Raw genomic sequence first — 23,221 nt, 5'->3', positions numbered from 1 at the left:
CGAAGGGCCCGCATTCCCCCGTAACTCGCCACTGAGGCAGACGTCTAGGACTCGCCGCTGGGGCAGAGCGGTACCTGGTGCACATCGCGGGTGTGGACGCCCGGCAGCCAGCCCTCGGCGCCCTCCGCGGAGGTCACCCGGTACCAGCGGCGGGAGATCGCGCCCGCCTTGTCCCGCACGAGGCGCCCATTGGTGAGGACGCACTCCGTGGCCAGCCGGTCGCCGTTCCAGACGCGGCCCGCGGCGTTGCCCGGGGCGGCGTACGCCTGGTGCGGGTCCCGGGCCAGACGCAGCGCGCACTTTACTGTGCGCGCCTTCTCGCACGCCGGTTCACTGTTGTACACCGTGACCTCCAGCCCCGTACCGGGCCCGGGCGGCGCGGGGCGCTCGCTGCCGGTCCCTACGAGCCGCCACACGACGAGGCCCAGAGCAAGCGCCGCGACGGCGAACAGCACCGTCATGAGCTGCGGCCGCCGGCGCAGGAACGACAGGGGGCTGCGGGGCGCGCCGGGCGCGGGCGCGGACTCGGCTATGCGCGTCCACAGTCCGGGCGGTGGCTGGATTTCCTCGTCTGCCGCCCGGAGTCGTTCCCGCAATATCGTTTCGGCACCACGGCGCCCCAGCCCGTTCCGGTAACCGCTCCGGGGATTCCTTCGCCCGCCCCGGGTACTCCCGCGCTCATTACGGGGGAGCCCCTGCCCGCCTCCGGGGCACCACTGCCCGTCCCCGGGGCATCCCCGTCCGTCCCCGAAGTCGTCCCGCCCGTCCCCAGGGGCCACGTGCGTGTTCCCGAAGTCGTCCCGCTCCACGGTGTGCTCACCTCCCCGTGAGGTCGTACGGCGAAGCGGCGAGGTAGCCGCGCAGCCGGTCCAGGGCGCGGGCCCGGTGCCGGGCCGCCGTGCACCGCTGCACCTTCATGATCCTTGCGGCCCTGCCGATGGTGTATCCGTCCAGGTCGACAAGGATGACCAGGCCGGCCTGGCGGTGCGAGAGCCGGCTCAGCATCCGTACCGCTTCCAGCTCGGCCTGCCGGCGCTCCCGCGCGCCGTCCCAGCCGGTGCCGGGCAGCTCCCGCATGAGCGCGCCGCTGCCGGGTCCGTCCTCCGGGCCGCCCTCGCCGATCAGCGCGTGCCGGCGCTCCCTGCGGTGCGCCTCCCGGGCGACGCTCAGCAGGGCCGTGAAGGCACGGGCGTACGGCTCCGGGTGGTCCAGGAAGCGGTACGGGCGCCCGGCGAGCTTCAAGTACGCCTCGTGCACGATGTCCTCCGCCGCCTGCCGGGACCCCGCCAGCAGCACCGCCCGGCGGTAGAGCCGCGGCAGCAGCCCGCAGAAGACGTCGTCGAAGGACGGCGACGGGAGGGACGACGACGCCATCGCATCGGTCATGCGGCGGAACTCTCCCCGGATCCGATACGGGTGCGGCCGTGAGGGAGATACCCGGCATGATCCGCCGCCAACCGACCGAATACCGACAATTATTCGATCCGCCGGTGATCCGCCACCGGGCGCCGCCCGCGCAGCCCACCTGGCCCCGCGCGCCCCGCCCTTCCTATCTGACGGACCATCAGTTTCAATGAGGGCGTGGAAGGGAGCGCAGCATGATGGGACATGCCGGCATGGCGGCCACAGCGGTGCGCTATCTGCGTGCGGCCGGCACCGCGGCCCCGGCCCCGACAACTGCCGGGCCCGCCACGCCCGGTACCCCGGGAACGGCTTCCAGGGCGCCCCTGCGGGCCGTACGCGAGGACGAGCGGGCCCCGGTCGACCGCAGCGAATTCCGGCGCGTGCTGGGCCATTTCGCGAGCGGCGTCACGATCATCACGGCACCCGCCGACGCGCCCGTTCCCGGTGACGCGGCCGACCCCGCACCCGGTGACGCGGCCGGTCCCGCCCCCGCCGGCTTCGCCTGTCAGTCGTTCGCCTCGCTCTCCCTGGACCCGCCGCTGGTGGCCTTCATGGTGGCGCGCACGTCCACGACCTGGCCGCGGATCGCCCGGGCCGGGGTCTTCTGCGTGAACATCCTGGGCGCGGGCCAGGGCGCGCTGTGCCGCGGCTTCGCGGTCAGCGGCGCCGACAAGTTCGCCGGGGTACGGCACGTGCCGGCGCCGGTGAGCGGCTCCCCGCGGCTGGCGGACGTGCCGGCCTGGATCGACTGCGCCGTCCAGGCCGTCCACACGGGCGGCGACCACCTCGTGGTCGTGGGCCGGGTGGACGCGCTCGGCACGGACGAAGCGGCGGCCGCCGCGGGGCCGTTGCTGTTCCACCGGGGGGCGTTCGGGGAATTCCGGGAAGTCAGGGACTGACCGGCGCCTCCGTCCGCCGCCGGATCACCAGTGCCATCAGGACCGCCAGGGCGCACAGGGCTCCGGAGGCGTACCAGACCGGGTCGTACGTGCCGAGCGCGTCCCGGGCGAGACCGCCGATGAAGGCGATGAGGGCGGCGCCCACTTGGTGGGAGGCCAGCACCCAGCCGAAGACGATCGCGGCGTCGTCCCCGTAGTGCTCGCGGCACAGCGCAATCGTGGGCGGCACGGTCGCGACCCAGTCCAGGCCGTAGAAGACGATGAAGAAGAGCATCGGCGGGTGGACGGCGTCCGAGAGCAGCATCGGCAGGAACATCAGGGAGACGCCGCGCAGCCCGTAGTACGCGGCGAGCAGCCGGCGGCTGTCGAAGCGGTCGGTGAACCAGCCGGAGGCGACCGTCCCGAGGATGTCGAAGATCCCGATGACCGCGAGCAGCGAGGCGGCGAGTGTCATCGGCATGCCGTGATCGTGGGCCGCGGGCACGAAGTGCGTCTTGACCAGGCCGTTCGTGGTGGCGCCGCAGATCGCGAAGGTACCGGCGAGGAGCCAGAAGGGGCCGGTGCGCGCAGCGTTGGCGAGCGCGCCGAGCGCGCGCCGGGCGGCGCCTCGCTGCGGAGCGGGGCGCGGTACGAACTCCGTCGCGCCGTACGGTGCCACGCCCACGTCCGCGGGGTGGTCGCGCAGCAGCAGCCACACCAGCGGTACGACGGCCACGGCGGTCAGCGCCACCGTGACGGCCGCGGGGCGCCAGCCGTGGCCCTCGATGATCCAGGAGAGCAGCGGGAGGAAGACGAGCTGTCCGGAGGCGCCCGCGGCGGTGAGGATGCCGGTGACCAGGCCGCGCCGCTGGACGAACCAGCGCCCGGTGACGGTGGCGGCGAAAGCCAGCGCCATGGATCCGCTGCCTAGGCCGACGAGGACGCCCCAGTAGAGGATCAACTGCCAGGAGGCGGTCATCACTACGGTCAGCCCGGCCCCGGCCGCGATGACGGCGAGCGCCGCGGCGACGACCCGGCGGATGCCGAACCGGTCCATGAGTGCGGCGGCGAACGGGGCGGTGAGCCCGTACAGCGCGAGGTTGACCGAGACCGCGAACCCGATGGTGCCGCGCGACCACCTGAACTCCTCGTGCAGCGGCTCGATGAGCAGGCCCGGCAACGAGGCGAAGCTGGCGGCACCGATGAGCGTGAGGAAGGTGACCGCAGCGACGGACCACGCGCGGTGCGGGCGGCGGCGCGGACCGCGGCGCCTCTCGGTCGACGCCGCGGAGATCACCGGAGTCGGCTCCGGCGGGGCGGAAGGCTGAGGTGTCTGGGTCACCCCCTCAGCCTCGGGCAGCGCACCGCCGCCTTCGAGTGGCCGGATGGCCATGATTCATCAGGATCGGGCCAAGCCCTCGAGCCCCCAAGCCCCTCGGGCCGCTCAGAAGATGAGCACCCCGCGCGCAAGCCTCCCCTCCGCCGCGTCCGCCGCCGCCTTCGCGAAGTCCTCCACCGGGTACGTACGGGTGACCAGCTCGTCCAGGAGCAGCCGCCCCGCGCGGTACAGCTCCGCGTACAGGGCGATGTCCCGCTGCGGCCGCGACGAGCCGTACCGGCAGCCCAGGATCGCCTTGTCCAGGTACATCGACGACACCAGGAAGGACGCCTCCGCGTCGGCCGGCGGGACGCCGAGCAGGACCGCCTGGCCGTGCCGGTCCAGCAGGTCGACCGCCTGCCGGATCAGCCGGGCGCTGCCCACACACTCGAAGGTGTGGTCGGCGCCCGTGGGAAGGATGTCGCGCACCGCCGCTACGGTGCCGCCCGGCGCCGACGCGTCCACGAAGTGGGTCGCGCCGAACTGCCGTGCCACCGCCTCCTTCGCCGGGTTCGCGTCCACCGCGACGATCGTCGACGCACCCGCGATACGGGCCCCCTGCAGGACGTTCAGCCCGATACCGCCGGCCCCGATCACCACCACCGACTCGCCGTGGCCGACCCGGGCGCGGTTGAGCACCGCCCCGACGCCCGTCAGCACGCCGCACCCCAGGAGCGCGGCGGAGGCCATCGGGAGGCCGACGGGAATCTTCACTGCCTGGACGGCCTTGACGACCGTGCGCTCGGCGAACGCGGAGTTGGATGCAAAGCTGTACAGCCGCGTATCGCCTCGCCGGAAGGGTCTGCCCGGCATCCCGATCGCCTTCCGGCACATCGTCGGCCGACCCCGGTCGCACTCCGCGCACGCCCCGCAGTTGGCGAGCGTGGAAAGCGCCACATGGTCCCCCGGCACCACATGCGAAACCCCTTCCCCCACGGCCTCGACGACCCCGGCGCCCTCGTGCCCCAGCACGACCGGCACCGGAAAGGGAATCGTCCCATCGACCACTGACACATCGCTGTGGCACAACCCCGCCGCACGGATGCCGACCAGGACCTCGCCCGGCCCCGGAGCGCGTACCTCCAGGTCGGTCACGAACCGCGGCGCCTCGCCATCGAAGATCACCCCTCGCACGACGCCCGCCTCTCCCCCACCGGGCCCCTCGGAGCGCCGTTCCGGGCCGCCGTGGCCCGGCTAGGCATTCGGGCGCTCCTTGGCGGCCGCCGCGGCCGCCATCGCCTCCAGCCGGTCCAGCAGCGGCATGGGGTCGGTGCCGACCGTCCCCGGGAGGAAGTCGGCGATCCGTTCCGGCGTCCACGGGCCTTCGTTGTACGCGGCGCGCAGCTCCCGGGGCTGCGCCCAGACCGCGATCTTCGGACCGGCCACCGTGTACACCTGCCCGGTGATCCCCTCCCCCTTGGCGCGCTCGCTCAGCAAGTAGACGACGAGCGCCGCGACGTCCTCGGGCTCGCCGATCTCCTTGAGCTCCATGGGGACGTCGGCGGACATACGGGTGCGCGCGACGGGCGCCACGGCGTTCGCGGTCACGCCGTACTTGTGGAGCCCCAGCGCGGCGCTGCGCACGAGGGAGATGATGCCGCCCTTGGCCGAGGCGTAGTTGGCCTGGGAGACGCTGCCCTGGTGGTTGCCGCTGGTGAAGCCGATGAGGGTGCCCGCCTTCTGGCGGCGCATCACCGCGGCGGCCGCCCCGAAGACCGTGAACGTGCCCTTGAGGTGGGTCGCGATCACCGGGTCCCACTCCGCCTCGGACATGTTGAACAGCATCCGTTCGCGCAGGATGCCCGCCACGCACACGACGCCGTCGATGCGCCCGTAGCGCGCGAGAGCCGTGTCCACGATGCGCTGCCCGCCGTCCATCGTGGCGACGTCGTCGGCGACCGCGACGGCCTCGCCGCCGGCCGCCTCGATCTCCTTCACCACCCCGGCGGCGACCTCACTGCCCGGCTCGCTGCCGTCCACCGAGACGCCGTAGTCGTTGACGATCACCTTGGCGCCCTCGGCCGCGGCCGCCAGCGCCACGGCCCGCCCGATGCCGCGGCCCGCCCCCGTGACGGCGACCACCTTGCCGGCCAAGAAGTTCCCCATGCCGCTCCCCTTCCCGCAGTTTCTGACGGACCGTTAGATTTTTGGGCAGGCGCGGTACGAAGACAAGCCTCACGACCGAATCCCCCGAGGAGGGCTCATGCCCCTGCCGCCGGAGTTCCACGAGATCGCCCGACGTGTGAACAATTGGGGGCGGTGGGGACCGGACGACGAGATCGGCACGCTGAACCTGATCACCGCGGACGTGGTGCGCGCCGCCGTCGCGACCGTCCGCAGCGGCCTGCGCATCCCGCTCGCGCTGCCGCTCCGGCAGGACGGCGTGCAGACCGGCGCCATACCGGGGCGGGTCAACCCGCTGCACACGATGGTCGCGGTCAACTATGAGATGTTCGGCCCGGACACGGTCGCGACCAGCGACGACGTCGTGACCATGGGCCTGCAGGCGGCCACCCATTGGGACGGCCTCACGCACGTCTCGCACTCGGGGAAGCTCTACAACGGCCGGCCGGCCGCCGCCGTCACCGCCCACGCCGGCGCGACCGCGCTCGGCATCGAGAAGGCCCCTCCGGTCCTGTCACGCGGGGTACTGCTGGACGTGGCGCGCGTACGGGACGGTGGCGGCGACCGGCCGCTGGACGGCGCGCACGCCGTCACCCCCGAGGACCTGGAGGCCGCGGAGGAGCTGGCCGGCACGGCCGTACGCGCCGGTGACGTCGCCCTCGTACGCACCGGGCAGATACGGCGCTACCTGGCGGGCGACAAGCAGGGGTACGCGTTCCCCTCACCGGGGCTGTCGGTCCGTACGCCGGAGTGGTTCCACGCCCGCGACGTCGCCGCGGTCGCCAATGACACCCTCACCTTCGAGATCTTCCCGCCGGAGATCGCGGACCTGTGGATGCCCGTGCACGCGCTGCACCTCGTGGAGATGGGGCTGCTGCAGGGCCAGAACTGGAACCTGGAGGAGCTGTCGGCGGCCTGCGCCTCCGAGGGGCGCTACGCCTTCCTGCTCTCGGCGGTGGCGGAGCCGTTCGTCGGCGGCTCCGGGGCGCCGGTCGCTCCCGTAGCGGTGCTCTAGGTGGAGCCGTCCGCAGCGGCTCCACAGAAGAGCCGCCCGGCCAAGGTGGCGGTGCGCTCATGCGCACCCCGAGCGCGGCACCGCGGACCGCCACCCGGCTCCGGGCGCGACCCGCACTCGCCAAGGGGGCGTCTCCCCCGTACCCTCGGCGTCCCCTCGCGGCGAATCGCTGCCCCAAGCGTGATCAAGGTGCCACGTCTCGTCAACACCTGGTCTGGACTTTTTCCGTTACATCCCGTTTGTGACGGCACACGGCTGCTCGTACGCCCCCAGTGCGCCCGGCTCGGCCCCCGTGGCCATCAGCAGCGACCGGCCGCGGTCCACCTCGCACCAGATGCGCTTGCCCGGCCCTTCGGGCTGCCAGCCCCAGCGGTCGGCCAGCCCGTCGACCAGCTCCAGGCCGCGGCCGTTGGTGTCGTCACCCTCCGCACGGCGCGGCCGCGGCGGGCGGGCGCTGCCGTCCACGACCTCCAGGCGCACCGTCCCGACCACGGGCCCTGCGCCGGAGAAACGCAGCCGCAGCTCGGCGTGCGAGCCGGCATGCACCACGGCGTTGGTGACGAGCTCGGAGACCAGCAGGATCAGCGTCTCCGCCAGCGGCTCATCGGCCCCTATGCCGGTCCCGGCCAGCCGCGACCGGGCCCACCTGCGGGCCCGCCCCACCTCAGCGGGGTCGGGCCGCACCTCCAACTGCACCTGAAGCACCTGCACCGCTCACACCATCCGAACCGGCGGAAACATCGCCTCGCGCCTCCACGGGATCACGGTGCGTGATCCCGGCGAAGCACAGCATGGTTGACGTTCAGTCACCCCAACAAGCGCTTCAGGCATATTCCAGCGGAAGGGAGTATGCGTGCTGCATACTGTGCGACGCGCAATGCGGGGAGTCGAACGCAGGGGATTCGCGGGCCCCTGCCCGGTGCGAGCGGTACGCACCCCGTACCCCGGAGATGCCTCGCAGGCAACGCCGGGACAGTTGCGCCTCAGAACCACTCGCACCCGAGCGAGCGTACCCGAGCGCCGCACCGACTCCCCCGTGTAACGAGTCACGCGAAGGACACAACCCGATATCGACGCAGCGTGACCGCTCATCCGTGCGGAGTCCGACATTCCGCTCAACGGCTGTCACACAGCGATATGACCGTCGGCCAACGCCGCCGCCAGCGCTTCCTCGCCCGCGGCCGCCGACTGCCGGCTCTCGCCACGCAGCCAGGCCCGCTTCAGGAGGAGGTGCACGTCCGCCTCCCAGGTGAATCCCATGCCGCCGTGCACCTGAAGACAGTCGCGGGCATTGCGTACGGCGGCCTCGTCGGCGAGCAGCTTCGCACCGGCCACCTCGGCAGGATCTTCGGTGACAGAGGCCGCATAGACGGCACTTCGGGCGAGCTCCACGCGTACCAGCATCTGCGCACACAGGTGCTTGACGGCCTGGAAGGAGCCGATCGGGGCCCCGAACTGCTCCCGGTACCGCGCGTACGCCACCGCCGCCTCGAGGGCGTGCGCGGCGCCACCGAGCTGCTGCGCGGCGGTCAGCAGCACGGCCTCACGGCGGATCCGGGGGACGTCCGCCGCGTACGGCGCACCGCCCGGCCCCTCGAGGAGCCGGGCGAGCGGGGTCAGCGGGTCCACCGAGCGCACCGGAGCCGTGCGCAGGCTGCCCGGCGCACATCGGTACGCAGCGCGCTCCGCCACCACGATGACCTCATCGCAGTCGGACGGGTGTTCCCAGAGCGCCGGCATCGTCGCCGCGTCGCACAGCCCCGCGACCCGCTCGCCGGCCGCCGCCCCGTCCACCGCACCCGCCAGCAGCATCCCGGCCACCAGAGGTCCCGGCACCAGCGCCCGCCCGGCCTCCTCCAGCACCAGGACCGCTTCCGGCAACCCGAGCCCCGCGCCGCCGTCCGCCTCGGGCAGCAGCAGCGAGAAGAAGCCCGCGTCCGCCAGCTCGCGCCACAGGGCGCGGTCCAGTACAGGCCCGCGCCCTGCCGCTTCGTAGGCGTCCACCGCCGCGCGCAGCCGTTCTCCGGGGAAGCGCCCGGCCAGCAGCTCGCGCACGCCCGCGCGCAGCGCCTGTTGGTCGTCGGTGAGGTGGAAGTCCACGGTCAGCGTCCCTTCGGGAGGCCGAGGAGCCGCTCGGCCACGATGTTCTGCTGGATCTGGGAGGTGCCGGCCGCGATCGTGTACGAGAGGGCCGAGAGCCGGTCGGCGATCCACTCCTGGTCCGCGTCGAGCGACCCGGCGCCCAGCACCTCGGCGGCCGCGTCGTACAGCTCCTGCCGGGCGTGCGAGTACCGCAGCTTGAAGACCGAGCCGCCGGCACCGGGCACGCCGCCGCCCCGCTGCGCCTCGCTGACGTTCCACTGCGTGAGGCGCCACAGCGCGGCGAACTCCGCGGCCAGGCGTCCGAGCCTGCGCCGCAGCACCGCGTCGTCCCAGCGGCCGTTCTCGCGCGCCGTACGGGCCAGCTCGGCCAGCACCCGGCGGCACGCCACCACCTCGCCCACGAAGGCGGTGCCGCGCTCGAAGGAGAGCGTCACCATCGTCACCCGCCAGCCGTCGTGCTCGGCCCCGAGGCGGTTCGCCACCGGCACCCGCACCTCGTCGAGGAAGACCTCCGCGAACTCGGCGGTCCCCGTGAGCGTGCGCAGCGGCCGTACGGTGATGCCGGGCGCGTCCATGGGCATCGCGAGCCAGCTGATACCTCTGTGCCGCGGCGCCTCGGGGTCGGTGCGCACCAGCAGCTCGCACCAGTCGGCGACCTCGGCGTGCGAGGTCCAGATCTTGCTGCCGCTGACCACGTAGGCGTCGCCGTCCCGCACCGCCTTCGTACGCAGCGCGGCCAGATCCGAACCGGCGTCCGGCTCGCTGAAGCCCTGGCACCAGATCTCCTCGCCGCGCAGGATCGGCGGCAGCCAGCGGGCGCGCTGGCTTTCGGTGCCCTCGGCGGCGATGGTGGGCCCGGCGTGCAGCAGTCCCACGAAGTTCGCGCCCACGTAGGGAGCGCCCGCCCGCTCGGTCTCCTCCAGGAAGATCAGGTGCTGGGTGGGCGTCGCGCCCTGCCCGCCGGCGTCCGCGGGCCAGTGCAGCCCCGCGTACCCCGCGTCGTACAGCAGCCGCTGCCAGGCCGTGTCGTAGGCCCTGCGGCCGGGCCAGTCGGTGGCGGCGGGGCGGTCGGGGAGCTTCGGCAGCACCTCGCGCAGCCACGCGCGCAGCCGGGCCCGGAAGTCCTCCTCCTCGTCCGTGTACGTGAGGTCCACCGGGGCCTCACGTGTCCAGGCCGAGGCCGAGCATCCGGATCGCGTTGCCCCGCATCAGCTTGTACACGGTCTCCTCGTCCAGCCCCTTCACGTGGTCGAGCGCCACCTCCTTGGTGTGCGGGAAGGTCGAGTCCACGTGCGGGTAGTCCGTCTCGAAGGTGGCGTTGTCCCGGCCGACCGCGTCCAGTGAGGCGACGCCGTGCTTGTCCCGGAAGAAGCAGCAGAAGATCTGCCGGTAATAGTACGTCGAGGGCGGCTCGGGGATCAGGTCGCGCACCCCGCCCCAGGCGCGGTGCTCCTCCCACACGTCGTCCGCCCGCTCCAGCGCGTACGGGATCCAGCCCATCTGCCCCTCGCTATAGGCGAGTTTGAGCTGTGGAAACTTCACCAGGACGCCGCTGAACAAGAAGTCCATCATCGACGCCATCGCATTGTTGAACGAGAGGGCGGCCTGCACGGCGGGCGGCGCATCGGGGGAAGCGGCCGGCATCTGGGAGCTGGACCCGATATGCATATTGACGACCGTGCCGGTCTCCTCACAGGCCGCGAAGAAGGGGTCCCAGTAGCCGCTGTGGATGGAGGGCAGTCCGAGGTACGTGGGGATCTCGCTGAACGTCACGGCCCGCACCCCGCGCGCGGCATTGCGCCGCACCTCTTGGACGGCAAGGCCGATGTCCCACAGGGGCACGAGGCACAGCGGGATCAGCCGGCCGCCGCTGTCGCCGCACCACTCCTCGACCATCCAGTCGTTGTACGCCCGCACGCACGCCAGCGCGACCTCCTTGTCATGCGCCTCCGCAAAGGTCTGGCCGCAGAAACGGGGGAAGGTCGGGAAGCAGAGGGACGCCTCGACGTGGTTGAGGTCCATGTCCTTCAGGCGCTCGGCCGGGTCCCAGCAGCCGGGGCGCATCTGCGCGCGGGTGATGCCCTCCAGCGTCATCTCGTCGCGGTCGAAGCCGACGGCGGCGATGTTGCGCTTGTACGGGAACTTCAGGTCCTCGTAGATCCACCAGTCGGTGGGCGGGCCGTCCGGGTCCATGGTGATGACGTACTTGCCGCCCACGTACGCCAGCTCGCCGATCCCGGCGGTCAGCGGCCTCGGCCCGCGGTCCCGGTACTTCGCCGGCAGCCAGGTCTCGAAGAGGTGCGCGGGCTCGATCACGTGGTCGTCGACGCTGATGATGCGCGGTAGCTCCATGGGAGTCCCCTGTCGCCTCGTGAGCTGACGGATCGTCAGTTACTGGACGCAGGCTAGCCCCCGACCCCTGGACCGACAAGGCACACACCTCTACGCTCCGGTGCGTACCTGATGGTTCGTCAGTTCTTTGGCGCACGCGGAGGGCGTATGACGGGCGAGACCCTGTGGGGACTGGTCGTGGACCGTGCCGGCCGCACCCCGGATGCCACCGCGCTCATACAGGCGGGGGCCACACCGGAAGACGAGGTACGCATCGGCTTCGGCGCGCTGCGCGCCCGCGCGGAACGGGTCGCGGCCGGACTGCACGCGCGGGGCGTGCGCGCCGGCACCCGGGTCGTCTGGCAACTGCCGACCCGCATCGAAACGGTCCTGCTCTGCCTCGCCCTGGCCCGGCTCGGCGCGGTCCAGAGCCCGGTCGTCCCGCTCTACCGCGACCACGAGGTGGCGCACGTACTGCGCCGTACCGAAGCGGAGTTCTTCCTCACGCCCGGCACCTGGCGCGGCTTCGACCACACCGCCATGGGCCACCGGATCGCCGCCCGGCTCCCCGGCCCGCTCACGGTCGCCGACGCGTACGCCACACTGCCCGACGGCGACCCCGGCAGCCTGCCGCCACCGCCCGCCGGCCCCGGGGAGACCCGCTGGATCTACTGGACCTCGGGCACCACCGCGGGCCCCAAGGGCGTCCTGCACTGCGACCGGGCGCTGCTCGCCGCCGGCACCGACCTCGGGCGCGCGCTGCGCGTACAGGCGCGCGACGTGGGCTCGATGGCGTTCCCGTACGCGCACGTCGCGGGCCCCGATTACACCGTCATGCTGCTGCGGCACGGCATCCCGGCCGTCCTGTTCGAACACTTCGCGCTGCCCGAAGCGCTGGGCGCGTACCGGAGACACGGCGTCACCATCGCGGGCGGCTCCACCGCCTTCTACCAGCTCTTCCTTGCCGAACAGCGGCGACAGGCCGGCTCCGGGCCGCTCCTCCCCGACCTGCGTCTGTTGGCGGGCGGCGGGGCGCCCAAACCTCCCGGGCTGTACTACGAGGTGGTCCGCGAGCTGGGCTGCGCCCTCACCCACGGGTACGCGCTGACCGAGGCCCCGATGGTGACCATGGGCGACCCGCTCGACGACGACGCGGACCTGGCCGCGGCCGACGGGCGCCCGCCGGCCGGCATGGAGATCCGCATCGGCGCGGACGGCGAGATACGGCTGCGCGGCCCCGCCGTGTGCCAGGGGTACCTCGGCGAGCCGGACCCGTTCGACGCCGACGGGTTCCTGCCCACGGGAGACCTCGGGCGCCTCACCCCCGAGGGGCGCCTCGTCGTCACCGGGCGGCTGAAGGACATCATCATCCGTAAGGGCGAGAACGTCTCGGCGCAGGAGATCGAGGACCTGCTCCATGGGCATCCGGACGTCCGGGATGCCGCGGTCATCGGGCTCCCGGACGCCGAGCGCGGGGAACTGGTGTGCGCGGTGGTGGAACAGCGGGACGGCGCGCCCCCGGTGACGGCGGAAGCGCTGGGCGCGTGGCTACGAGAGCGCGGGCTGGCGCCGCACAAGGTGCCCGAACGGATGGAGGTGGTGGACGCGCTTCCTCGGGGCGCGACGCTGCGCAAGGTGCTCAAGGGCGAGCTGCGCGCCCGGTTCGCGCTGGGCGCGCGCGGTGTCCCTGGCATGTGCGGTGCCTCTGGCGTGTGCGATGCCCCCAGCGCGTGCGGCGCGCCCGGAGGCGAAGAGCCGTCAGCGGCCTCACAGCACTGCGCCTGCCCCGGTTCCGGTGGTCAGGGGCGGAAGGACGTCGACGCCTGTTCGTAGAAGCGGTCGACCTCGGCCCGGTCGCGGTCCGGGCCGATGACCAGGACGAGGTGGTAGCGGCCGCCCTCCAGGAGCGCCATGTTGCGCGCGTACGTCGCGGAGCCGCTGTCCTCGCCCCAGGTGAAGGTGCCCTCCGCCATGGCCGTCCGGCCGACATCGGTGCGCCGCAGCCCCGAGGACGAGGTCCAGTTCGCGTCGCGGAACGGCGCCAGCTCGGCCTCCTTGTCCTGCTGGTACGCCATCGGGTCGGAGCCGAACCGCTTCGCGGTGTCCCGGCCCGGCACCACCAGCAGCGTGAAGGCGCCCTTGGTGTAGCGCACCTGGCCCTCGGCATTCTTGGCGTGCCGCTGCCAGCCCTTGTGCACCGCGATCCGGAAGCCCTCCGGGTCGTCGCGCATCTCGAAGCCGTCGGCCAGGCCGTCCGGTGCGGTGGTCCGCGGGTGGGTACTGGTCGGGTCCGCGCCGTCCGGCTGCGACTGCGCCGGGTCGGGCGCGGGCGCGCCGGTTTCGGTACCGCTGGGCACGCTGCTCCGGGTGTTCCCCGAGCCGTCCGGGTCCGTGCCGCTTCTGGGCAGGAAGGCCACGGCGACCAGCACCGCGCCGACGACCAGCAGGAGCACGAGGCCGAGCAGCAGCATGCCGAGGCGGCGCGGGCCGCCGCGGGGCGTCCGGTCGCGGTTCGGCCGCGGCTTCCGCTGCCGCGCGCGGTCGCGGTCACCGCCGTCGTGGTCCCGGACGCCTTCATGGGCGCGTGGGGGCGGTGCGGGGCGCACAGGGGGCGGCGGCGCCGAGTGGGCAGTAGGTGCCGCAGTTCCGTGCGGGCGCTCCCGGCGAGGGCGCGACTTCTTGTGCCGGCCGCGCCGTACGAGCTCGCCGCGGCGGCGCACGATCGGCAGCCGGCGCGGGTCGCCGCCCCGCTCCAGGGCCGGTACGGTCACGACCGCGCGGCCGGCCTCCGGCTCCGGTGCCGCGCGTACCAGGGAGCGCAGCCAGCCGCGCAGCTCCTCGAAGTCGGGTCGCTCGGTGGGGTCCTGGCGCAGCAGCGACTCCACGACCGGGCGCAGCGCGCCGCACTCCTCCGCGTGCGCGGGCGGGCGGGCGCAGACCAGTTGGACCAGTTCGGCGGCGCTCTCCTCGGCGTACGGGGCGTGGCCCTGCACGCTGCGGAAGAGCAGGGCGCCGAGCGCCCAGAGGTCGGCGGCCGGGCCGACGGGCGGCGCGAGCTGCCAGTTCGCGTGGACGGGGCCGGCCTGTTCGGGCGCCCAGCGCTCGGTGACCGCGCCGACCACGGTGATCCGCGCCTGGCGCGCCCGCTCGGCCGCCAGCGCGTTCCCCGGCGCCACACCGGGGTACACGCCGGTGCCCGGCCCTCCCTGCACGCCGGCCGCGGCACCGGCGGGCCTGTTACCCGGCCCGGGACGGCTCTGCGGGACGGCCGGACCAACAGGGCGGCTCTGCGGCTCGGCCGAGCCCATGGGGCGATTCTGCGGGCCGGTCGGCAGCGCGTTCGTGCCGCCCTGCGGCCTGCGCACGGGGCCCGGCAGCCCGCCTCCGTACGCGGCACTGCCCGGCGCGGCCGGCTGCCGCGGAGCGGGCGGCACGGCGGGCCCGTACTGCGGCACGGCACCGGGCTGCCCCGGTAGCGCGCCCGCAGGCCCCGGCTGCACACCCGGACGACCCGACGGTCCGCCCGCAGGCCCCGGCGGTACGCCCGGAGGCCCCGGCGGGACGGCGGGACGGCCCTGTGGAGCGGCGGGCTGCCCCTGTTGCGGGCCGGGGCGGCCCGGTACGCCCGGAGGCCCCGGCGGCAAGGCGGAACGGTTCCCCGGACCGGCCGTACGCGCCGCCGCGGCCCTGGCACCCGCCCGGTACGCGGCGATCGCCCCGGCACGCGCCCGCCGCGGATCGTCCTCGGCCGCCCCGGTCCCCTGGGCGCCACGCTCCGAGTCACCGCGCTCAGGCCCCCCGGGAGGCCCCGGCACCGCCTGCGTCACCCCACCGCGTCCCCCACCGGACGCAGCGGACACCCGCGGCCCCGCCTCCGAAGACGTACGCGCCCCGGGCACCCCAGAAGAGCCACCACGCACGGCCCCACCGGACGCAGCCGATCCGGACGCAGCCCCACCAGGCGCAGCCAAACCGGGCGCGGCCCCACCAGGCGCAGCCGAACCACGCACAGGCCCACCCGGCGCAGCCGAACCACGCGCAGCCCCACCGGACGCAGCCGACCCGGACACAGCCCCACCAGGATCAGCGCCCCGAGGAACAGCCCCACCCGGCGCACCCCCGCCCCCCGCACGCCACTCCCGTACAACCCCCGCCCGTACCGCCCCCGGTGGCGGGTCCGACTCACGGGGTACCGGGTCGTAGCCGCACAGTGCCTCCTCCGCGGCGCCGGCGGCCAGGCCGGTCAGGACCACGCGGCCGTCGTCGCAGACCAGGACCGTGCGCGGGGTGATGTTGCGGTGCGTCCAGCCGTGCGCGTGCAGCGCGCGCAGCGCGGTGAGGATGTCGGCGGCGATCTCCGCCGCTCGGTGCGGGGAGAGCGTGCGGTCGGAGAGGAGCGCCGACAGCGGCCGGGCCGGGATCAGTTCGCTGACGATCCACAGGCTGCCGTCCTGCGCGAAGACGTCGAAAACCTGGTCGAGCCGAGGATGGTCCGGGACGCGCGCGGCGGCCGTCGCGGCCTCCAGCGCGCGCCGCACCACGGGATCGGACGGATCGCGGTCGGCCCGCGAGCCCCCACCGGAGCCGGAACCAGCACCGGCACCCGTACGCCGCCCACGGCCGCTCCCCTCGCCGCCGTACCCCCGGCCGGCCCCGCCCCCCGTGTCGTACTCGTCGACCAGCTCCGCGTCCACGACCTCCGGGAGCGGCACCTGACGGACCAGCACGTCCTGCCCGCTGTACGTGTCCAGCGCGCGGGTCAGGACCGGATCGGGCGCGTCCGGCAGCGGCGCAGGAAGGCGGTAGCGCTCGGCGAGCACTCGCCCCGCGTACTCGTCCACGACGCCTCCCCAGTGCGCGCGATGCCCGCGGCCAACCGCTGGACCGTTCATACCCCCCGGCACAGCGGTCCGTGGTCGGTTCCAGTCGCAATACTGCCGAAATGCGGCCGCGTACGGTCTATGTGGGGCCACGATACGTGTCCCGGGTCCGCCTGGGGACCGCTCGACGCAACAGCAATCACCCGCCCCGGCGGCTTTCTGCCACCGGAGCGGGCGGAATGATCAGTCCCTCATACGGACGCGGGGGACAGCAGTTACTCGGGTGCCGGAATCAGCCCACTGACGCACGGGCCACAAGCCGTCCGCCCCGTAGGCAACGAGCCCGCCGCCCCCGTAGGCCGGCCACCGTCACCCGTAGGCCGGCCACCCGCCCCCGTAGACAGGCCCTCGCCCCGAAGGCCGTCACCCCGCCCCCCGAAGGCTCCTCAGCCCTTCACCTCAAACGTCCGGAACGCCGTCTCCCGCAGTTCCCGACACTCCTTGTCCGACCAGGTCCCGGCCTTGCAGGTGATCATTATCGCGTAGCCGTGGCCGCCGTCGACCTTGAAGCCACGGTTCAGTACGCGCACCTTCTGACCGCGCTGCTCACGGGTGAACGACCAGTCGGCGACCGTCGGGTAGTCCCGCCAGTCGGCCTTCTTGATGCCGAGGAGGTGGTAGCCGGCGCTGCTGCCGCGCACCGCGGGCTCCAGGCTGCGCCAGGCCGCGGCGGCGTCGTCGGACGGCTTGGAGTTGAAGTCGACCTGAATGCGCGGGAAGCCACCGGAGGCGCTGAAGATGCCGCCCGAGTTCTGCCCCGCCGTGCCGGTCTGCTTCCAGTCCTTGGGCATGGCCATCGTGAAGTGGAACCGGCCGCTGGAAATCTTCTTGAAGCCGTCCGGGACGGCGTCGCCGCCCTTGTCGTCGCCCTTCCCGTCGTCGCCCTTGTCGTCGTCGCCCTTGTCGTCGCTCGCGTCGTCCTCGGGCGTCGCGCTCGGCTTCTCGGCCGCCCCGTTGCCGGCTTTCGGGCTCGCGTTGCGCTCCCCCTGCGGCTCGTCGGACGCGGGGGCCGCGTCGGCGCTCGGCCCGGCCTCCTGGGCCGTGCCCTTGCCCGGGGTGTCGTCCCCGGCGTTCAGCGCGAAGGCCAGCACCGTGCCGAGGACCGCGAGAACGGCGACCACCGCGACGATGATGAGCGTGCGCTTCGGTACGACGTCGGTCAGCGAGGCCCGGGTCGTGCCCGACGCCGGCTGGCTGGACGCCGGCGTGTCGTCCGGCTTCGGCTCGGAGCGGGCGGACGAGGCGGCCGCCGCAGCGCTGCGTACGGACTTCAGGGCGCCGCGCATCCGCTCCCTGGCCGGCTCGGCGGCCGCGCCCGCGGTGGCGGCGGAGGGTCTTGGCGGCGCCGCGGGCTTCGACGGCAGGGCCGGCAGGGCCGGCAGCGCCATCATGCGGGTGGCCTCTGCGGGCTTCTCGGGCGGCTTGGTACCCGTGTCCTCGGGCGCGTTGACCGCGGCCGTCAGCAGCGCGCGGGCGGCCTCGTCACTCAGCCGCCCCGCGGGGTCCTTCACCAGCAGCCCGTAGATGACCTCTTCGAGGCCGCCGGCGCTCTTGGGCGGGTCCACCGGCTCGGTCATCACCGCGGTCAGGGTGGCGATCGCGGAGCCCTTGTCGTACGGGGGCACGCCCTCGACGCAGGCGTACAGCAGGCCGCCCAGCGACCACAGGTCGGACGGCGGGCCGGGCTTCTGGCCGCGGGCGCGCTCGGGCGAGATGTACGAGGGCGCGCCGACGAGCATGCCGGTGGAGGTGACCGAGGGGTCGCCCTCGACCTGGGCGATGCCGAAGTCCGTGAGCACCACCCGGCCGTCGTCGGCGATCAGGACGTTGGACGGCTTCACGTCGCGGTGCAGGATGCCCTCGCGGTGCGCGGCGCACAGGACGTCCAGGACGGCGAGGCCGACCTCGGCGGCGCGGCGCGGGGTGAGCGCGCCGTCGTCGCGGATGACCTCGGCGAGCGAGCGGCCCTCGACCAGCTCCATGACGATCCACGGGCGGTCGTCCTCGTCGACCACGTCGTAGACCGTGACCGCGCCGTGGTTGCGGATCCTGGCGATCGCCTTCGCCTCGCGCAGCGTACGGGTGATCAGGCGGCGCTTCTCGTCCTCCTCGACCCCGCCCGGGAAGCGCAGCTCCTTGACCGCGACCGTGCGGCCCAGGACCTCGTCCCGTGCCCGCCAGACCGTGCCCATCCCGCCCCGGCCGAGGACATCGCCCAGCCGGTAACGGCCCGCGAGCAGCCTGCCCGTCTCGCCGTCCTTGGCGTCCTCGTCGCCCACTGAATCCCCTCTGCAATCCAGCCGAGTTGGCAACCGCAACACCAAACTGCCCCAACTCGGACAACCCACCCTGGCAGAGCCTTCATTCTCCCTCATCCGCGGCGGTGGGGAAGGCCCGGGGCCAGGAGGAGTACGCGCTGGGCACCCGTCATGATGGGCCCGACGACCGGGAGTCCCGATTGACCTTGCGATCCGTGAATTTTAGCCGTGCGGCGGCGCTGGCGGCGGTGTTCGGCGTGCTGCTCACCGCCGGATGCGCCGCCCGTGACCGCGCTCCGGCGCACTCCGCGGCGGCGGATGCGCCCGGCGCGCGCCGCCCCGCCACAGGTGCGCCGACCCCCGATACGGGCACGCCGCCGCCCACGGCCCGTGCGCCGCGCCCCGATGCGCGGCCCTCCCCGTCCGGTCGGCACGCGCCGTCCCGCACCCCGAGTACGCCGCGCAAGCCCGGCGCGTCGAAGGGCACGGCGCACGCGCCGAAGCCCGCGACCGCCCGGGCGGTCCGCGCGCTGGCGGACGGGGACGCGCCGGGCGCCGCGGCACTGACGACCCGTGACGGCCGGTCGTACGCCTCGCGATTCGCCGCGGCGGGCGTGGCCGACCTGCGGACCGACCGGCCCATCACGCCCGCCGACCACTTCCGCGCGGGCAGCCTCACCAAGACCTTCATCGCCACGGTCGTGCTGCAGCTCACCGCCGAGCACCGGCTCTCCCTGGACGACACCGTCGGCCGGCTGCTGCCGGACCTCGCCCCCGGCAGTACGGACCCCCGCGCGGTCACCGTCCGCGAACTGCTGGACCACACCAGCGGCCTGTACAACTACACCGCCGACCCGGTGCTGTCGCAGGAGCTGCACGGCGCCGGCTTCACCGCACACCGCTACGACACCTACACCCCGGCCGCGCTGGTGCGGACGGCGCTGGCCCATCCGCCGGAGTCGGCTCCCGGCGCCCGGTACGCGTACTCCAACACCAACTACCTCGTACTGGGGCAGATCATCGAGGCGGTGACCGGGCACTCGTACGCCGAGGAGGCCGGGCGCCGGATCATCGCGCCGCTGGGGCTCTCGGGCACGTCCTTCCCCGGCACCGACCCGCGGCTGCCGCGGCCGTACGGGCGCGGGTACTCGCAGGTGGGCGCGGAGCGCGTGGACAGTACGACGCTCGATCCCAGCCGGGCGGGCGCGGCGGGCGAGCTGGTCACGACGCTCGGCGACCTGAATCGTTTCTTCGCGGCGCTGCTCGGCGGCCGGCTGCTGCCGCCCCGTCAGCTCGCCCAGATGCGGGACGAAAAGGACACGAACGGGGTGTACGGGCTGGGCCTCTACGGCACCCGGCTGTCGTGCGGCGTGACGGTATGGGGCCACGACGGCGACATCAACGGCTCGTACGCGCAGACCGCGGCCACCGAGGACGGCCGGCACGTGCTGACGCTGCGACTGAACACGGACCAGCCGGACGCGCCCCAGCGGATACACGCCCTGCTGACGGCGGAATTCTGCCCGCAAGCCCCGCAGACCCCGCGGGACCCGCAGGCGTGACGCCGTCCCGGCCGGACCGGCCGGGACGACCGGCTGCCGGGACGGGCAGGCGCGACACGCGAGGGCGCCACGCCCCAGGGCGCCTCGCGCCCCTACCGCGACACGATGTCCGGCGCCCCCAGCCGCGCCGCGTCCGCCGTCAGGTCGTCCGGCTGCCGCTGGGACTCCCGCTCGGCCTCGACCCGCTTCTCGTAGTGCTCGATCTCCCGGTCGATCTGGTCCTGGTCCCAGCCCAGCGCGGGCGCCATCAGCTCGGCGACCTCGCGGGCGCTGCGGGTGCCCCGGTCGAAGGTCTCGATGGAGATCCGGGTGCGCCGGGTCAGCACGTCGTCCAGGTGGCGGGCGCCCTCGTGGGTGCAGGCGTAGACGACCTCGGCGCGGAGGTAGTCGTCGGCGGCCGCCAGCGGGGCGCCGAGTGACGGATCGTCGGTGATCAGCTCCAGTACTTCCTCCGCCATCGAGCCGTAGCGGTTCAGCAGATGCTCTATCCGGGCGACGTGCAGGCCGGTGCGTGCCGCGATGTGCGCCCGCGCGTTCCACAGCGCCTTGTAGCCCTCCGCGCCCACCAGCGGCACGTCCTCGGTCACACAGTCCGCGACCCTCTGGTCCAGCCCGTGCACCGCCTCGTCCACCGCGTCCTTGGCCATGACCCGGTACGTCGTGTACTTGCCGCCCGCGACCACGACCAGGCCCGGCACCGGGTGCGCGACGGTGTGCTCGCGCGAGAGCTTGCTCGTCGCGTCCGACTCACCCGCCAGCAGCGGCCGCAGACCCGCGTAGACACCTTCCACGTCGTCCCTGGTCAGCGGGGTGGAGAGCACGGAGTTGACGTGTTCGAGGAGGTAGTCGATGTCGGCGCTGGAGGCGGCGGGGTGCGCCTTGTCCAGGTCCCAGTCGGTGTCGGTGGTGCCGATGATCCAGTGCCGTCCCCACGGGATGACGAAGAGCACGCTCTTCTCCGTGCGCAGGATCAGCCCGGTGGTGGAGTGGATGCGGTCCTTCGGTACGACCAGGTGGATGCCCTTGGAGGCGCGGACGTGGAACTGGCCGCGCTCATTGATCAAGCCCTGGGTGTCGTCCGTCCACACGCCCGTGGCGTTGACGATCTGCCGGGCGCGCACCTCGTACTCGCCGCCGGCCTCCACGTCCTGCACCCGCGCGCCGACCACCCGCTCGCCCTCGCGCAGGAAGCCGACGACCCGGGCCCGGTTGGCCGTGAGCGCCCCGTAGGCGGCGGCGGTGCGCACGATGGTGGCGACATAACGCGCGTCATCCATCTGGGCGTCGTAGTACTGCAACGCGCCGACCAGCGCGTCCTTCTTCAGGCAGGGCGCGACACGCAGCGCGCGCGAACGGGTGAGATGCCGGTGGGCCGGCAGCCCGCGGCCGTGCCCCGAGGAGAGCGACATCGCGTCGTACATCGCCACGCCCGTGCCGGCGTACCAGCGCTCCCAGCCCTTGTGCTGAAGGGGATAGAGGAAGGGCACCGGCTTCACCAGATGCGGCGCGATCCGCTCCAGCAGCAGCCCGCGTTCCTTCAGCGCTTCCCGTACGAGCGCGAAGTCCAGCATCTCCAGATAGCGCAGCCCTCCGTGGATCAGCTTGCTGGAGCGCGACGACGTGCCCGATGCCCAGTCCCGCGCCTCGACCAGGCCGGTGGACAGTCCGCGCGTCACCGCGTCCAGTGCGGTGCCGGCGCCGACGACGCCGCCGCCGATGACCAGCACGTCCAGCTCGCGTTCCGCCATCCGTGCCAGTGCTCCGGCGCGCTCCGCCGGTCCCAGTGTCGCTGTCCTCACCACTGCCTCCCGCTTCGGTCGGTGCTGTGATCGGTGCCACACCCCGTTGTTGATTCTGTCCGCAGGCGGCCGGGCCAGCCACCCTCCGCACACTTACCGGCCGGGAAGACGCCACTCCGCACCCTTGATCCACCAATCCCCATTCTGGGTCAAATGTCGGCTTAGTCTACTTATGCGCTACCTGGAATCGCTCGGGAAGGACGGCCAGAATGCCCGCAGACCTCGCCGTCATCGGACTCGGCCACATCGGCCTCCCCCTCGCCCAGGCCGCCGTCGCCGCCGGCCTCGGCACCCTTGGCTACGCCCCCGCACCGCACACCGCCGCCGGCCTCGGAGCCGACGGCCCGCTCTCCTCCACCGAAGTACGCCGGCTGCTCACCGCCGGCTTCCGCACCACCACCGACCCGGCAGTGCTCGGCCGGGTCCGTACGGCCGTCATCTGCGCCCCCACCCCGCTCGGCGAGGACCGCGCGCTGGACCTCCGCGCAGTGGCCGAGGCCGCCCGCACCCTCGCCGCACATCTGCGCCCCCACACCACGGTGATCCTGGAGTCCACGGGGTACCCCGGGACCACCGAGGAATTCCTCCGGCCGCTCCTGGAAGCGGGCTCCGGTCTCACCGCGGGACGCGACTTCCACCTCGCCTGTTCCCCCGCCCGGTACGACCCCGGCAACCGCCGCTACGGCCACTCCAACACCCCGAAGGTCATCGGCGGCCTCACCCCGGCCTGCACCGAAGCGGCCGCCGCCTTCTACGGCCGGCTCACCGACAAGGTCGTCCGCGCCCGCGGCCCCAAGGAGGCGGAGACCGCCGGGCTCCTGGAGACCAACTACCGGCACGTCAACATCGCCCTGATGAACGAGATGGCCGTCCTCTGCCACGACATCGGCGTGGACCTCTGGGACGTCATCCGCTGCGCCGAGACCAAGCCCTTCGGCTTCCAGGCGTTCCGCCCCGGCCCCGGTGTCGGCGGCCACGCCGTCCCCATCGACCCCAACGGCCTGGCCCACAAGGGCCGCTCCCCCGGCTACCCGCTCCGCATGGTCGAACTCGCCCAGGAGGTCAACGGCCGGATGCCCCGGTACGTCATCCAGCGCTGCGCCACCCTCCTGAACGAGCACGGCAAATCGGCGCGCGGCGCGCGCGTGCTGCTGCTGGGGGTGACGTACAAGCCGGACATCGGCGACGAGGAGGGCTCACCGGCCCGCGAGATCGCCTCCCGCCTCCTGGAGCTGGGCGCCCATCTGACCTACCACGACCCGTACGTCCCCCAGTGGCAGGTCATGGGCCGCCCGGTCCCGCGCGCGGACTCGCTGTACGAGGCCGCCTCCGCCGCCGACCTCACGCTGCTCCTGCAGCACCACCGTACGTACGACCTCCAGGGCCTGGCCGTGAAGGCCCAGCTCCTGCTGGACACCCGCGGGGCGACGCCGACGGGCGCAGCCCACCGGCTGTAACGCGAAGGGGCCCCGCCGCGCCGGCAGGGCCC

General features: G+C 73.5%; 17 protein-coding genes. 5 read left to right on the top strand and 12 right to left on the bottom strand.

Annotated elements, in window-relative coordinates; all coding sequences use genetic code 11:
• Positions 1-44: 44 nt before the first annotated feature.
• Together IG84_RS0103275 and IG84_RS0103270 are read right to left on the bottom strand one after the other, a co-directional pair.
• Entirely contained in the window at positions 45-596 is a 552-nt protein-coding gene (locus tag IG84_RS0103275; RefSeq protein WP_245659204.1) for an anti-sigma factor, read from the bottom strand.
• A 220-nt stretch (positions 597-816) separates the two neighbouring features.
• Complete coding sequence (locus IG84_RS0103270) at positions 817-1,386, bottom strand: RNA polymerase sigma factor (protein ID WP_245659203.1); 570 nt, start codon at positions 1,384-1,386, stop codon at positions 817-819.
• Between the two features lie 212 nt (positions 1,387-1,598).
• On the opposite strand from IG84_RS0103270, the gene IG84_RS0103265 reads away from it, so the two are divergent.
• Positions 1,599-2,303, top strand: a complete 705-nt coding sequence (locus IG84_RS0103265; protein ID WP_031051081.1) for a flavin reductase family protein — start codon at positions 1,599-1,601, stop codon at positions 2,301-2,303.
• Here IG84_RS0103265 and IG84_RS0103260 read toward each other — a convergent pair.
• From IG84_RS0103260 to IG84_RS0103250, 3 genes are read right to left on the bottom strand one after another with little or no spacing between them, the layout of a single operon-like run.
• The gene (locus IG84_RS0103260) at positions 2,293-3,675 is read right to left on the bottom strand and encodes an MFS transporter (RefSeq protein WP_078648572.1); all 1,383 of its coding nucleotides are present in this window, start codon (positions 3,673-3,675) and stop codon (positions 2,293-2,295) included. The genes IG84_RS0103265 and IG84_RS0103260 overlap by 11 nt on opposite strands.
• A 51-nt stretch (positions 3,676-3,726) precedes the next feature.
• Positions 3,727-4,794: a Zn-dependent alcohol dehydrogenase gene (locus IG84_RS0103255; RefSeq protein WP_031051074.1), complete on the bottom strand. Its 1,068-nt coding sequence runs from the start codon at positions 4,792-4,794 to the stop codon at positions 3,727-3,729.
• Between the two features lie 60 nt (positions 4,795-4,854).
• Positions 4,855-5,766, bottom strand: a complete 912-nt coding sequence (locus IG84_RS0103250; protein ID WP_031051071.1) for an SDR family NAD(P)-dependent oxidoreductase — start codon at positions 5,764-5,766, stop codon at positions 4,855-4,857.
• Positions 5,767-5,863: 97 nt separating this feature from the next.
• On the opposite strand from IG84_RS0103250, the gene IG84_RS0103245 reads away from it, so the two are divergent.
• Positions 5,864-6,799 carry a cyclase family protein gene (locus IG84_RS0103245; RefSeq protein WP_031051069.1) on the top strand — a complete coding sequence of 312 codons (936 nt, stop codon included), beginning with the start codon at positions 5,864-5,866 and terminating at the stop codon, positions 6,797-6,799.
• 228 nt (positions 6,800-7,027) lie between these two features.
• Here IG84_RS0103245 and IG84_RS0103240 read toward each other — a convergent pair whose 3' ends face one another.
• From IG84_RS0103240 to IG84_RS0103225, 4 genes are all read right to left on the bottom strand, one after another.
• A complete protein-coding gene (locus IG84_RS0103240) occupies positions 7,028-7,510 on the bottom strand; it encodes an ATP-binding protein (RefSeq protein ID WP_031051067.1) in 483 nt (160 codons plus the stop codon).
• A 414-nt stretch (positions 7,511-7,924) separates the two neighbouring features.
• Positions 7,925-8,899, bottom strand: coding sequence for an acyl-CoA dehydrogenase family protein (locus IG84_RS0103235; RefSeq protein WP_031051065.1), 975 nt, complete (start codon positions 8,897-8,899; stop codon positions 7,925-7,927).
• Positions 8,900-8,901: 2 nt separating this feature from the next.
• Positions 8,902-10,056: an acyl-CoA dehydrogenase family protein gene (locus IG84_RS0103230; protein WP_031051063.1), complete on the bottom strand. Its 1,155-nt coding sequence runs from the start codon at positions 10,054-10,056 to the stop codon at positions 8,902-8,904.
• A 7-nt stretch (positions 10,057-10,063) separates the two neighbouring features.
• On the bottom strand, positions 10,064-11,254 hold the full coding sequence (locus tag IG84_RS0103225) for an amidohydrolase family protein (RefSeq protein ID WP_031051060.1): 1,191 nt from the start codon (positions 11,252-11,254) through the stop codon (positions 10,064-10,066).
• 147 nt (positions 11,255-11,401) lie between these two features.
• Here IG84_RS0103225 and IG84_RS0103220 point away from each other — a divergent pair, with 147 nt between their 5' ends.
• Positions 11,402-13,066 (top strand): class I adenylate-forming enzyme family protein, encoded by a 1,665-nt coding sequence (locus IG84_RS0103220; RefSeq protein WP_078648571.1) that lies wholly within the window; start codon positions 11,402-11,404, stop codon positions 13,064-13,066.
• Here the strand turns inward: IG84_RS0103220 and IG84_RS39235 are convergent.
• On the bottom strand, positions 13,033-16,074 hold the full coding sequence (locus IG84_RS39235) for a protein kinase domain-containing protein (RefSeq protein ID WP_031051055.1): 3,042 nt from the start codon (positions 16,072-16,074) through the stop codon (positions 13,033-13,035). The two genes, IG84_RS0103220 and IG84_RS39235, sit on opposite strands and share 34 nt — an antisense overlap.
• A 425-nt stretch (positions 16,075-16,499) precedes the next feature.
• On the bottom strand, positions 16,500-18,392 hold the full coding sequence (locus IG84_RS0103210; RefSeq protein WP_031051053.1) for a serine/threonine-protein kinase: 1,893 nt from the start codon (positions 18,390-18,392) through the stop codon (positions 16,500-16,502).
• 194 nt (positions 18,393-18,586) lie between these two features.
• On the opposite strand from IG84_RS0103210, the gene IG84_RS0103205 reads away from it, so the two are divergent.
• A complete protein-coding gene (locus IG84_RS0103205) occupies positions 18,587-19,933 on the top strand; it encodes a serine hydrolase domain-containing protein (protein WP_245659202.1) in 1,347 nt (448 codons plus the stop codon).
• Positions 19,934-20,025: 92 nt separating this feature from the next.
• Here the strand turns inward: IG84_RS0103205 and IG84_RS0103200 are convergent, their stop codons facing one another.
• Entirely contained in the window at positions 20,026-21,732 is a 1,707-nt protein-coding gene (locus IG84_RS0103200) for a glycerol-3-phosphate dehydrogenase/oxidase (protein ID WP_031051049.1), read from the bottom strand.
• A 209-nt stretch (positions 21,733-21,941) separates the two neighbouring features.
• On the opposite strand from IG84_RS0103200, the gene IG84_RS0103195 reads away from it, so the two are divergent.
• Positions 21,942-23,189, top strand: coding sequence for a nucleotide sugar dehydrogenase (locus tag IG84_RS0103195; protein ID WP_031051047.1), 1,248 nt, complete (start codon positions 21,942-21,944; stop codon positions 23,187-23,189).
• The last annotated feature ends 32 nt before the right edge of the window (positions 23,190-23,221 follow it).

The organism is Streptomyces ochraceiscleroticus (assembly GCF_000720485.1).
GTDB classification, from domain to species: domain Bacteria; phylum Actinomycetota; class Actinomycetes; order Streptomycetales; family Streptomycetaceae; genus Streptomyces; species Streptomyces ochraceiscleroticus.
This window is presented reverse-complemented; position numbering and strand designations above follow the sequence as displayed.